The sequence below is a fragment of the Aequorivita lipolytica genome (genome assembly GCF_007997135.1).
Taxonomy (GTDB): domain Bacteria; phylum Bacteroidota; class Bacteroidia; order Flavobacteriales; family Flavobacteriaceae; genus Aequorivita; species Aequorivita lipolytica.
Genome location: NZ_VORU01000002.1, coordinates 277,567 through 289,674 on the forward strand (window position 1 = coordinate 277,567; position 12,108 = coordinate 289,674).

The 12,108-nt window shown below is 36.7% G+C and carries 13 protein-coding genes; 9 read left to right on the forward strand and 4 right to left on the reverse strand.

Translation table 11 applies throughout. The features are described from left to right. Nucleotides 1–3: 3 nt before the first annotated feature. Nucleotides 4–1,356, forward strand: coding sequence for an exopolysaccharide biosynthesis polyprenyl glycosylphosphotransferase (locus tag ESV24_RS03765; RefSeq protein ID WP_111815328.1), 1,353 nt, complete (start codon nt 4–6; stop codon nt 1,354–1,356). On the opposite strand, the gene ESV24_RS03770 is transcribed toward ESV24_RS03765, so the two are convergent. Both ESV24_RS03770 and ESV24_RS03775 read right to left on the reverse strand, forming a co-directional pair. Next, nucleotides 1,353–2,516, reverse strand: a complete 1,164-nt coding sequence (locus ESV24_RS03770) for a glycosyltransferase family 4 protein (protein WP_111815329.1) — start codon at nt 2,514–2,516, stop codon at nt 1,353–1,355. The genes ESV24_RS03765 and ESV24_RS03770 overlap by 4 nt on opposite strands. 11 nt (nt 2,517–2,527) lie before the next feature. Beyond that, complete coding sequence (locus ESV24_RS03775; protein WP_111815330.1) at nt 2,528–3,838, reverse strand: phenylacetate--CoA ligase family protein; 1,311 nt, start codon at nt 3,836–3,838, stop codon at nt 2,528–2,530. 236 nt (nt 3,839–4,074) lie between these two features. Here ESV24_RS03775 and purD point away from each other — a divergent pair, with 236 nt between their 5' ends. Further along, nucleotides 4,075–5,346 (forward strand): phosphoribosylamine--glycine ligase, encoded by a 1,272-nt coding sequence (gene purD, locus ESV24_RS03780; RefSeq protein ID WP_111815331.1) that lies wholly within the window; start codon nt 4,075–4,077, stop codon nt 5,344–5,346. A 4-nt stretch (nt 5,347–5,350) separates the two neighbouring features. Here the strand turns inward: purD and ESV24_RS03785 are convergent, their stop codons facing one another. Next, complete coding sequence (locus tag ESV24_RS03785) at nt 5,351–5,572, reverse strand: DUF6341 family protein (protein WP_111815332.1); 222 nt, start codon at nt 5,570–5,572, stop codon at nt 5,351–5,353. 41 nt (nt 5,573–5,613) lie between these two features. Here ESV24_RS03785 and ESV24_RS03790 point away from each other — a divergent pair, with 41 nt between their 5' ends. The 7 genes from ESV24_RS03790 (at nt 5,614) to ESV24_RS03820 (ending at nt 10,728) form a co-directional block, all read left to right on the forward strand. Further along, on the forward strand, nt 5,614–6,567 hold the full coding sequence (locus tag ESV24_RS03790; RefSeq protein ID WP_111815333.1) for a DUF6427 family protein: 954 nt from the start codon (nt 5,614–5,616) through the stop codon (nt 6,565–6,567). 8 nt (nt 6,568–6,575) lie between these two features. Further along, the gene (locus ESV24_RS03795; RefSeq protein ID WP_249041579.1) at nt 6,576–7,205 is read left to right on the forward strand and encodes a hypothetical protein; all 630 of its coding nucleotides are present in this window, start codon (nt 6,576–6,578) and stop codon (nt 7,203–7,205) included. A gap of 94 nt (nt 7,206–7,299) precedes the next feature. After that, nucleotides 7,300–7,557: a DUF6364 family protein gene (locus tag ESV24_RS03800; protein WP_111815335.1), complete on the forward strand. Its 258-nt coding sequence runs from the start codon at nt 7,300–7,302 to the stop codon at nt 7,555–7,557. Then, nucleotides 7,550–7,972, forward strand: coding sequence for a type II toxin-antitoxin system VapC family toxin (locus ESV24_RS03805; protein WP_111815336.1), 423 nt, complete (start codon nt 7,550–7,552; stop codon nt 7,970–7,972). The genes ESV24_RS03800 and ESV24_RS03805 overlap by 8 nt, the downstream gene beginning before the upstream one ends. 13 nt (nt 7,973–7,985) lie before the next feature. Continuing rightward, nucleotides 7,986–8,981, forward strand: coding sequence for a DNA adenine methylase (locus ESV24_RS03810; RefSeq protein WP_111815337.1), 996 nt, complete (start codon nt 7,986–7,988; stop codon nt 8,979–8,981). Nucleotides 8,982–9,056: 75 nt separating this feature from the next. After that, the gene (locus tag ESV24_RS03815; RefSeq protein ID WP_111815338.1) at nt 9,057–9,671 is read left to right on the forward strand and encodes a DUF4254 domain-containing protein; all 615 of its coding nucleotides are present in this window, start codon (nt 9,057–9,059) and stop codon (nt 9,669–9,671) included. Nucleotides 9,672–9,693: 22 nt separating this feature from the next. Next, a complete protein-coding gene (locus ESV24_RS03820) occupies nt 9,694–10,728 on the forward strand; it encodes a glycosyltransferase family 9 protein (RefSeq protein ID WP_111815339.1) in 1,035 nt (344 codons plus the stop codon). Nucleotides 10,729–10,822: 94 nt separating this feature from the next. Here the strand turns inward: ESV24_RS03820 and ESV24_RS03825 are convergent, their stop codons facing one another. Further along, nucleotides 10,823–11,863 carry a ferredoxin--NADP reductase gene (locus ESV24_RS03825; RefSeq protein WP_111815340.1) on the reverse strand — a complete coding sequence of 347 codons (1,041 nt, stop codon included), beginning with the start codon at nt 11,861–11,863 and terminating at the stop codon, nt 10,823–10,825. Nucleotides 11,864–12,108 lie beyond the last annotated feature (245 nt).

The window sequence follows — 12,108 nt, forward strand, 5'->3', positions numbered from 1 at the left end:
AGAATGTTTAAAAGCGGAAGATATTCAGGATTGTTGCGGCCTATTTCCTATGGAATAGATCTCTTCTTTGTCTATTATTTTGCTTTTGAATTTTTTGCCAAACCTTTTCCGTTTTTCAATTACATTATTTATTTAACCGTTGCTTGGTTACTGCTCTCGCTACGTTCGGGGTTTTATGAAATTTATCGTTTCACCCACATTTCCAAAATTATGTCGTTGATTGGCAAACAAGGTGTAGTTTTTGTTTTGATTGTTTTCTCCTTTTTTGGCTTTTATAATAATTTAGAAACCTCCGCATCTACTATATTCAATTACATTCTTTTGGTGTTGCTGTGCATTGCCATTGTAAAATTCGGCATTTATTACCTATTGAAAAAATACAGATTACACTTAGGTGGAAATGTTCGGAAAGTGGTTATTATCGGCCTGAACCAAAAGACGGATCTGTTGCGCAAGTTTTTTACGACTAATCCGGTGTATGGGTACAAATTGTACAAAACCTTCGACTTAAAAGGGCCAAATAGTGTAACCATACAGGAATGCATGGACTATATCTTACAAGAAGAAATAGATGAAGTATATTCTTCTGTAGCCGAAATTGGCAATAAGGATTTGATCAAGCTCATGGATTTCGCGGATAACAACCTAAAAATCCTGAAATTCCTACCCGACAACAAAGAGATTTATAGTAAGAAACTGGACTTTACCTATTACGGTGTACTGCCAATACTTTCCATGCGCAAAATACCAATGGATGAACCTTTCAACAAGTTTTTAAAGCGAAGTTTTGACATTGTACTGTCGTTGATGATTATTATAGGCATTTTGTCTTGGCTCACGCCACTTCTTGGTATCTTGATAAAATTGGAGTCCAAGGGTCCTGTTTTCTTTAAACAAAAACGCAATGGTTTGGACTACCAAGAATTTTATTGCTATAAGTTTAGATCAATGAAGCCAAACCCCATGGCGCATCTTCATCAAATTTCAAAAGGAGATATTCGCGTTACCAGGGTAGGAAGAATAATCCGAAAAACCAGTATTGATGAATTGCCACAGTTTATAAATGTTTTAAAGGGAGATATGTCCGTTGTGGGGCCACGTCCGCATATGGTAAGCCACACACATATGTATGCGGAACGAATAGATAAATTTATGGTGCGCCATTTCATCAAACCAGGGATTACTGGATTGGCTCAGGTAAGTGGTTTTCGTGGCGAGGTAGAAGATGATAACCATATTATAAGCAGAGTTAAATACGACATTTTTTATCTGGAAAACTGGAGTCTCTTCCTCGATATTAAAATTGTGTTCCAAACTGTATTTAACGCGCTTCGCGGCGAGGAGAAAGCATACTAAACACTTTCAATTGAATTGATGAATGCTTCAAACTGCTCACTGAAATTAAAAGCAGAAATGGAGTTCTCTTGAACCGTTTTTTTTGGAAATCGCTTTAATTCCTCTTCAGAAACTGTGTCTATAAATCCTTGTAGTGCTTTAAAATTATTTACGGGCAAAACCCATCCTAGCGATTCTTTCTTAACAATATGGCCACCTTCTCCACCTGCAAAATAAAGTACAGGCAGCCCCAAACGTGTATATTCAAAGATTTTTGATGGAACCGAACCATAAATTCGTTTTATCAATGGAATGAAGGCAATGTTATAATTTTGCAACGCTGTATGTAATTTCTCCCGGTCCAACTCACCATAAAAAAACACGTTCTGCTTTTGTAAATTTTGAAGTTTTTCAGCTTCGGGTCCGGCGCCATAGATGTGAAGACTTACGTTCCTTGGAAATATAACTTGTTGGCAGATTTCAAAAATACCCTGCGCCACCCCCAATAAACCTGCGTAAACTATTTTAATTTCTTCAGAAGTAGATAGTTCTGTGATTACAGGTGTTGCGATATTTGGAACGTTTCGATATAAAAAACTTGGTTTGTGTTTCTCATAATTCGAAATATGTTGAAGAATCTCATTAGACTGGCCCACAACCAAATCTGCGCTCCGATAACAATAGCGTTCCATTTTCAACAAGAGGGAATAATAGACACCTCTATTTAAAATCCCCATCTCTAATCCTGCCGAAGGCCAAAGATCTGAAACATTTAGAATGATTTTTTTTGAAAATAAACGCCCCAAACAAACGGCTGTAAAACCTATGAATACAGGTGAATATTGAATAAAAATCTTTTTTGGAGTTTTGTTAAATATAAAGAACAAAGCTAAGCTAATTGAAAATGACAACATGGACAGTAGCCGCACAAATTTGTTTGTAGAATTGCTGGGCCAAACCCACAATCGCTCTATTCTCCCGAATGAAACATTCTCCGAAAAAGAGAATATTCCTTTATAGCCTTCAAAGATTTTTCCGTTGGGGTAATTGGGCAAAGGGCACACTACCGTTACTGAATAGCCAGCTTTTCCCAGACCAATGGCAATACTTTGCAGACGGTTTGCTGCAGCGCCTTTTTCAGGTGGAAAATAATTTGTTATAAGAAGAATTTTTTTTTGCACCTATCCAGAAATTACGATTTTACCAAAGAAACAAACTGCTTCAGTTTACCACTTTCGCTTCTATCCAATTGCTCTTTCCTATGAAATATAAAAGTTAATCCGGACTCCAAAAATTGCTCAAGTGTTTTTGCAATAAAGCTCTTCTTTTCCTGAGTTAATGGCTCTTCACTTACATAATTAATTTTAAAAGTATCAATCTTTGTTTGAACCACTTTAAACTCTTTTATGTTTCCACTCTCTTCCATTATTTTTTTTGTGATAACATAAAAGGTCATTCCGGCTGCTTTCTTTCCGCTGGGAAGTATTGCAAAATCATTGGTTCTGCCGGTCAGTTTTTTTAGAATCGGTTTTTTGAAAGTGCTTTTTTCGCTAAAAGCTCCGTAATCGCCAATTTCATAACGTATAAATGGATGTGCTTTGTTGTGAAGGGATGTAACAATAATCCGTCCTTCTTCACCCAATGGGAGCGGTTTACCGTCTTCGTCCAAAATTTCCACAAAAAGTGTTTTGGAATCAACTTCCCATTCCCCATCAGGATTTGAAAATGCAATAACACCAGCTTCAGAGCAGCCGTATTCATTAACCACTGGGACGCCCAGCTGTTTTTCAAGCAGAACTTTATCATCTTCAAAAAGCATTTCGGAAGTTATAATACAAACTTTTAAAGTGGGACAAACAGTTTTTAAAATGATACTTTTTTCTTTCAAATATTTTGCGAAAAGCACAATACTGCTAGTGTAGCCGTTTATATAATCAAAGGGTTTTTGTTTGTAAACCTCCAACATTTCACCCAATGCTTTTTCAGAAAGATCGTTTATTGAAAATCGGTACCGTTTGGCCAAAAAATCTTTTAGCTGCACCGTTTTATTTTCAATGGTATCTAACGGAATTCCGTAATAACGCGCCTGCAGGGAGCTATTAAAATCTATTCCGTACCAGCCAAATCGTTCTATATGATACGCCCACGTTATAGCGTGGCTATATTTATCTTTTGCAAAACGGATGGGGTTACCACTGGAACCCGATGTTTTGTTTATGTAAACATCCTTTTCCGAAAAATCTATTGAAAGCCGCTCTTTTAGCGGAATTTGATAATCTGTTTTTTTCAAAATAGGAAGTGATTCCCAATTTGTAGAACCCTCACTTACTTTACTTTGATAAAAATTATTGTACTTTAAGTGATAATTTACAATCTCCGCCTTTTTCGCATTTAAAAATGCTTCGTAATCTGCTTCATTAATTGCAGAAATGTGAAGCAATTCGTCTTTGGCCCTTTTAATAGGAAACCGTTTCAGAAAAAGGGAAATATCGAAAAGTCTCAAAAGCCTATTATTTTAATATCGAAAACAAATTTTTCTGAAAGATTAATTCGCTTCAAATTAATTAGCGGTTCAAGGTACAAATTTACTGAAACTCAATTTCCGAAAGTTTTCATTTTAAACTTTCGGAAATTGCCAGTTGGAGAAATCCCGTTGAGGAGCACGACCTTTTATTTTTTATTACCTTGTTTTGGCATTAAAATGAATTATTTTTGACACCGAAACAAAACATTTCAAATATGAATATTCTCATCCTTGGCTCTGGCGGTCGCGAACATACTTTTGCCTATAAAATTTTACAGAGCAAACGCTGTAATAAACTTTTTGTAGCACCCGGAAATGCCGGTACTGCAACCATCGCAACAAATGTTGAATTAAAGGTAACAGATTTTGAAGCAGTGAAAAAATGTGTTGTTGAAAATACTATTGAAATGGTGATTGTTGGTCCCGAAGATCCATTGGTACAGGGAATAGCAGATTATTTTGCCGAAACTCCGGAATTGAAAAATGTGATGCTCATAGGGCCGTCAAAACGCGGTGCATTGCTGGAAGGCAGCAAACAGCGCGCAAAGGAGTTTATGATGCAGCACAACATCCCTACCGCCGCATATGAAACTTTTACTGTGGAATCTTTAGATGCTGGAAAAGTATTTTTAGATAGGCTGAATCCTCCATACGTTTTAAAAGCTGACGGATTGGCTGCCGGAAAGGGGGTTTTAATTTTAAACGATTTAAATGAAGCCAAAGAGGAACTTGAAAATATGCTTACCCACAGTAAGTTTGGTGAAGCAAGCTCTAAAGTAGTAATTGAAGAATTTCTGGACGGAATAGAGCTCAGCGTTTTTGTTTTGACTGATGGTAAAAACTACAAAATACTTCCCACAGCAAAAGACTATAAGCGCATCGGCGAAGGCGATAAAGGATTGAATACGGGCGGAATGGGTGCCGTATCGCCAGTACCTTTTGCAGATGAAGTTCTGATGAAAAAAATCGAGGAACGAATTGTTAAACCCACGGTGAACGGTCTTTCCGAAGAAAAAATTGATTACAAAGGGTTTGTTTTTATTGGCTTGATAAAAGTGAAAGGCGAACCTTATGTTATAGAGTACAATGTGCGTATGGGCGATCCTGAAACCGAGGTTGTCCTTCCACGTATCACAACAGATTTGGTAGATTTATTTGAAGCTACCTATCATCAAAAACTCGACGATTTCACTATTGAAATTGATGAAAGAGCCGCTACAACAATAATGCTCGTTTCTGGCGGCTATCCCGAAAGTTATGAGAAAGGAAAAGAGATTTCAGGTTTGGACAATGTGGAAGGGTCCATTGTTTTTCATGCAGGAACAAAAGCTGAAAACGGTAAAATTCTTACTAACGGTGGGCGTGTCTTGGCGGTGACTTCTTTGGATTATGATTTCAAAAAGGCACTAAAAAAATCCTATCAAAATATAGAAAAACTATCTTTTGACAGGATGCAGTATCGTAATGATATAGGTTTCGACCTTTAGAAAATCAAGGATTTTCGTCGAAAGTATAAGTGCTTTCCGTGCTTTCGTTGAAATTTTTCAGCTTGCTCAGCCAATAAATAAAAGCAGCAGCCCCAATAAGCAAAAATACCCAAGAGAAAATGTTTGCAAGCCACCAACTATCAATCTCCCTCAAAGCATCATAAGGGATAAAAAGAACATTTTCAAAAAGAGAAGCGATTCCTTCCCAAAAACCTTTCCAAGTCATATCTTTAATATTTAGAAAGCAAAAATATAAAATTACACCGTATGCTGACAAGCTTTTTTGGAAAATCTAACCCCATAAATTATTTGCTTCTTGGTGTTTTTATAATTGCGGGGTATTTATTGGGTGCAATTTCACACAGTGAAATTTTTATAACTCCGTCCCTTCTAGTGCTCCATTTGGCTTTTATAATTATTAGCGTCTTGAGTATGTTGCTTTTAGATTTTATAATCCGAAAAAACCATTTGACCAAAAACAATACTTACGCAATTCTTTTTTTTACTTGCTTTTTGGTAATGTTGCCTGTAGCTTTTCTTCAGCATACAATGCTTTTGGCGAATATTTTTCTTCTTCTGGCACTTCGGAGAATAATGAGTTTGCAAAGCGATAAAAATTCCGAAAGGAAAATCTTTGATGCTAGTCTTTGGATTAGCGTAGCCTCCTTATTTCATTTTTGGAGTCTTCTATTTTTTATCCCGCTTTGGATTGCAATCGTGCAAAAACCCAACTCAAATTACAAACAAATGTTGGTTCCCTTTACGGGTTTTTTTGCAGTTATAATTATTAATACCGCCTATCAATTAGTTACTAGCGATGGTTTTTCTTGGTTCTTGAATTGGAAAGATGATGTAAGTTTTGATTTTTCTGCTTATAACTCGGCTTCTATTTTAGTGCCGGTAACAATTATTCTGGCATTGTATATTTGGACTTCAGTTCACAGAATCCTGAAAATATCTGCACTGCCCTTAAAGGAAAAATCAAGCCACCTTCTGTTGCTTTATGTAAGTATTACTGCTTTGTTTATCACCCTGGGAGCTTCCGAAAAAACGGGTGCTGAGGTACTTTTTATTTTGGCTCCCGTTGCAATTATTAGTGCCAATTATATTGAAAGTTCGAACACGGAAATCTATCGCGAAAAAGATCCTACAGAGTTTTGGTTTAAAGAAACTATGCTTTGGATAGTCGTGCTGCTGCCTTTTGTATTTTTGTTAGTATGACTTTGAATTTGCAAAATATTGAAAACGAACTGAAGCAAAGACACCAATATTCCTATAAATGGTTTCGGAAACAGAACGACGCTTGGGACAACCACACAAACTTTATTTACCAAACGCCCAATTGGGAAAGCCTCATTCAGAAAATTGCCCTTCTAGCGGAAACGCATGCTTTTGAAAAGCATGAAATCTTTCAGTACGCCGCAAACCGATGGTACAATTTCTGGAGCGCGCAAGCCGTGGAACAGATTTTCACAGAAATAGAAGGCATTGAACCTGTATCTGAAACTAAAGATTCTGAAAAAGATTTCTATCTCCATGGAATACCTTTTGACCATAAAACATCGGTCTTTCCGAAGCAATTTCAAAAGACTTTTGAGTACGCCCAAAACCACAAAGCTGAATTAATTGAATGGCTTTACAGAAACCAAAGCACGCAGAAACGGCATCATTTCAAAAACCGTCTTTTCATTGTTGTTTATGATAAAAACGAGGAACACTGGAAACTGAAGGCCGAAATTTCAATGCTTAAAATAGCTATTGAAAAATATGTTGCGGGTTTTAAGAGCGAGCAGCTTCATTCCTTTACTTTTGTTGAGGGACAAACAACGTTAAGTGATGTTATTTGGGTTTTACGTTGAATATAATTCAGAACAAAAACACGTATTAATAAATATTTATTGCACGTGTGTTTGAATTTTATTATTTTTGAAATAATTTATAAATCAAGCACCAATGAACACCAAACTAACCCTTACTATAGAGCAAGAAGTCATTGAAAAAGCAAAGGCTTATGCAAAAGGAAAAGGCAGAAGTCTATCAGATCTTGTGGAGAATTATTTTAAAACAATCACCGCAAGCAATCAGCCAGATTATAAAGTTCACGGTTCAATTGCAGCGTCTTTATTGGGTAGTTTTCAAGAACCTGAAAATTTTGACTATAAAAAAGAATTGGAGAACGCCATCGCAGAAAAACACTTGAAAAATGGATAGTGTTTTATTGGATAGTGATGTGCTTTTAGACTTTTTGTTTGATAGAAAACCCTTTTCTTCGGAAGCTTTTCAAGTATTATCACTTTGTGAAAACCAAAAATTGAAAGCATATATAACCCCAGTAATTATAAGTAATCTATACTATATTTTAAGAAAACAAGCCACACACAAAATGGTAATTGAAAAGTTGAAACAATTGCTAACTATAATTGATGTGCTTTCCATGGATAAACAAACTGTACTTTCGGCAATCCATTCAGAATTTAAGGATTTTGAAGATGCACTTCAAAACTTTGCTGCTCAAAGCTCAGAAGAGATAAAAATTATTTTAACCCGAAATGGCAAAGATTTTAAAAAAAGCAAGCTCGCAATCCTTACTCCAGAAATGTTTTTAAATACACTTCCGAAGACTTAAAAGCAGACAAAAATTGAACTATATAGGCTCTAAACATAAACTCTCCAGCTTCATTTTTGAAACAGTTACCGAAATCTGCGGAAATGATCTTTCACAAAAAATATTCTGCGATCTTTTTGCAGGAACTGGAATTGTGGGCAGAAACTTCAAAACTCACGTAAAACAAGTAATTGCCAACGACGTAGAATATTACAGTTTCGTGCTGAACCGAAATTACATCGGCAATAATACTGCCTTAGAATTCGAAGATTTCTTAAATGAATTGAATTCTATCAACGGAAAAAAAGGTTTCATATTTCAGAATTATTCCGAAGCCGGAAAGGCGGGAAGAAACTATTTCACTTCAGAAAACGGACAGAAGATTGATGCCGTTCGTACCCAAATTGAAGCATGGAAAAAAACTTCAAAAATTACGGAAGACCAATATTATTTTCTATTAGCTTCCTTGCTGGAAAGCGCGGATAAAGTGGCGAATACCGCTTCCGTTTATGGCGCGTACTTAAAACATATAAAAACTTCGGCAGCAAAAAAATTGGTTATCAAACCTGCCGTTTTTCAGCAAACAGGAAACACCCATGAAGTTTTTCAGCAGGACAGCAATGCACTTATAAAGAAGATTGAAGGCGATATTCTGTATTTAGACCCACCATACAACGCCCGTCAATACGGCGCAAATTATCATTTGCTGAATACTATTGCAAAATATGATACCTTTGTACCTAAGGGAAAAACCGGCCTTCGCGATTACTATAAAAGCGATTGGTGCAAAACCGGCGAAGTACTTAAAAGTTTTGAGGAATTGATTGAAAATGCACACTTCAAATACATTTTTCTAAGTTATAATAACGAAGGATTAATGAGCCAAAAAGAAGTGCAAACGGTAATGGAACGCTTCGGAAAATACACGTTGAAAACAAAAAAATACCAACGTTTTAAAGCAGACAAAACCGAAAACAGAAACCACAAAGCTTCAGAAACTTTTGAATATTTGCACATTTTAGAAAAATAATCATTTCGGCTCCGCTCAATGACCCGATAATAACTGTCGGTGTCTGAGCGGAGCCGAAGACACAAAATAAAAAATATGTTCTCAGACAAAGCAAACAAAATCTTCGCAGAAGTAATAAACAAATACCACGAGGTAAATACCGTGGATCAGCCGTTTAGAAATCCATACAATAAGGACAGCGATTTAATAGAACACTTGTTGTACCGTAAATGCTGGATAGACACTGTGCAATGGCATTATGAAGATATTATCCGCGATCCGAATATAGATCCTGTTGGTGCTCTAAAATTAAAGCGGCAAATAGATGCTTCAAACCAAGACCGCACAGATATGGTTGAGTACATTGATAGTTATTTCCTCGAAAAATTTGAGGGAGCAAATGTAAAAGACGATGCTACAATTAATACGGAAAGCCCAGCTTGGGGAATTGATAGACTGTCAATTTTAGCGTTGAAGGTGTACCATATGAATGAAGAAGCAAACCGCATTGAAGCAAGTCAAGAACACCAAATAGCCTGTAAAGCAAAACTGAATATTTTGCTGGAACAACGTGTAGATTTGAGCACTGCAATCAATCAATTGCTGGACGATATTGCCCATGGCAGAAAATATATGAAAGTCTACAAGCAGATGAAAATGTATAATGACGATGAGTTGAATCCTGTGCTTCGCGGTAATAAAGCCCCATAACCCCAAATGGGGGAATATCAAGATGCCCAAAGCCACCCACATATTGGTAATCCGCCTTTCTGCAATGGGCGACGTGGCTATGACCGTTCCGGTAATTCGTGTTTTGGCGCAAACCTATCCCGATTTGAAAATTACCGTAATTTCCCGTTCTTTTTTCAAACCTTTTTTTGAAGGAATTGCCAACCTCAATTTTTTGGAAGCAGATGTTTACGGAAAGCACAAACGCCTCGGATTAATAAAACTTGCAAAGGAAGCTCAGGAACATGGCATTGATGCTGTGGCAGATCTTCACAACGTGCTACGTTCTAAAATTATTACGAAATATTTAAAATTTAAGGGATTTAAAACCGCAAGAATAAATAAAGGCAGAACAGAAAAAAGAGTATTGATTTCCTCCAAAGGAAAAAATATTTCACAATTAAAAACAACACATCAGCGCTATGCCGATGTTTTTGAAAAGCTCGGTTTTCCAATAGATTTAGAAAAATACGCTGCGCCACCAAAAAAAAGATTGACTCCAAAACTAAACGGACTTTTAGGAATTGAACAAAAAAAACTGATTGGCATCGCCCCATTCGCGGCGTATGAAAGTAAAATGTACCCGTTGGATTTAATGGCTGAACTAATCCGCAAATTAGACGAAACCGACAAATACAGAATTTTCCTTTTCGGTGGCGGAAAGAAAGAAATGGCGCAACTTCAGAAACTAGAAAATCCTTTTGCAAACGTTACTAACGTTGCTGCTAAACTCACTTTTGAAGAGGAACTCGCATTAATTTCAAACTTAGATTTAATGCTTTCTATGGATAGTGGTAATGGCCATTTGGCGGCAATGTACGGCGTACCAGTAGTTACACTTTGGGGCGTAACACATCCGTATGCGGGTTTTGTGCCCTTCAACCAGCCTGACACTAATCAACTTCTTGCCGATCATAAAAAATATCCACTAATTCCTACTTCTATTTATGGAAATAACTTTCCGAAAGGATATGAAGATGCTATGAAAACCATTTCTGTAGAAATTGTAATTTTGAAAATCAAGGAAGTTTTATCGTAAAAGCTTAATTTAATATCAAAGGCCCCAAGGTTTTTAAAACCTTGGGGCCTATTTATAAACGGTTGAGAATACCCCCTTCGGGGGTTAGGGGGATTTAAACATCATCATAATCCACAACCACTTTAGCAGTTGTTGGATGCGCTTGGCAAGTAAGTATCAAACCGTCTGCAATTTCAGCTTCGGTGAGAATTTGGTTTTTGCGCATTTCTGCTTTTCCTTCTTTCAAACGCGCGATGCAAGTACTACAAATACCACCTTGACAGGAATAGGGCGGATCTAAACCTTCATCCAGCGCCGCTTCAAGTATAGATTTGGTCTGCGGCATTTGGAAAGTTTCCTCTTCGTCATCTAGTGTTACAGTAACGCTTGTAAAACCATCGTGCATTTCAACCAAAAGCCCTTTTTCGGCAGTTGAAAAAAGTTCGTGGTGAATTTGCTTTGAATTGATTCCGTTGGATTTCAGGGTTGCGGAAACTTCATCAATCATTTCCTCGGGGCCGCATAAATAGAATGCTTCGTAAGTAGTCTCTTTATATTTATTTTTCAGAAAAAAGTTAACGATGGAGCGGTCAATTCTTCCAAATTTTGAATTTTCTTCTTCCTTTCTACTGAAAATAAATTCCGCAGCAAAACGATCGGGAAACTGTTTTTGAAGCTCCAAAATTTCACTGTAAAACATGGTTTCTTCAACGTTTTGATTGCCATAAATTAATAAGAAACTGCTTTGGGGCATTTCTTCCAAAGTGCTTTTTATCAATGACAGTACCGGAGTTATTCCGCTTCCGGCGGCAAAGGCTACATAGCTTTTTAAATTTGGTTCTAGAATAAATTTCCCCGTTGGTGGCATCACTTGTAGCAGGTCGCCAGCTTTCAGTCCATTATTCGCAAATACTGAAAATTCTCCTTTAGCCACTTTTTTTACAGCTATCTTCAGCATTCCGCTTTTGGGCGAAGAACAAATGGAATACGCTCTGCGTAGCTCTTTTCCATCCTTTTGATGTTTGATGGTAATATATTGTCCCGCCTTGAAAGCGAACTCAGTTTTTAGTTTTTCGGGTACATCAAAAGTGATGGAAACGGAGTTTGGAGTTTCTTTATTTACTTCGGAAACGGCAAGCGTATGGAATTCGCTCATAATCGTGAATTTTTTTTTTGCAAAAATAGTAAAACTCTATTTTTTAAAGTTGCTTTTTGCAACGAATAAAAAATAGACAGTCAACTATCCCGATGAATATCGGGATCTTTTTATTTGACTCCTGAGATTCCTTAAACAATTGACTCTAGTTCAATTTTTCAATGAATATTCCAGCAGATATTAAAAAGAAATGTATTTTTACCGCTCTTTAGTGATTCTACATACTAAACTAGAACCTTTTAAGT

Bases quoted from the DNA above. Each gene is read 5' to 3' on its own strand.
- ESV24_RS03765 (WP_111815328.1), top strand. From the start codon at position 4: ATGTTTAAAAGCGGAAGATATTCAGGATTGTTGCGGCCTATTTCCTAT.
- purD (WP_111815331.1), top strand. From the start codon at position 4,075: ATGAATATTCTCATCCTTGGCTCTGGCGGTCGCGAACATACTTTTGCC.
- ESV24_RS03785 (WP_111815332.1), bottom strand. From the start codon at position 5,572: ATGACTTGGAAAGGTTTTTGGGAAGGAATCGCTTCTCTTTTTGAAAAT.
- ESV24_RS03790 (WP_111815333.1), top strand. From the start codon at position 5,614: ATGCTGACAAGCTTTTTTGGAAAATCTAACCCCATAAATTATTTGCTT.
- ESV24_RS03800 (WP_111815335.1), top strand. From the start codon at position 7,300: ATGAACACCAAACTAACCCTTACTATAGAGCAAGAAGTCATTGAAAAA.
- ESV24_RS03805 (WP_111815336.1), top strand. From the start codon at position 7,550: ATGGATAGTGTTTTATTGGATAGTGATGTGCTTTTAGACTTTTTGTTT.
- ESV24_RS03815 (WP_111815338.1), top strand. From the start codon at position 9,057: ATGTTCTCAGACAAAGCAAACAAAATCTTCGCAGAAGTAATAAACAAA.
- ESV24_RS03820 (WP_111815339.1), top strand. From the start codon at position 9,694: ATGCCCAAAGCCACCCACATATTGGTAATCCGCCTTTCTGCAATGGGC.
- ESV24_RS03825 (WP_111815340.1), bottom strand. From the start codon at position 11,863: ATGAGCGAATTCCATACGCTTGCCGTTTCCGAAGTAAATAAAGAAACT.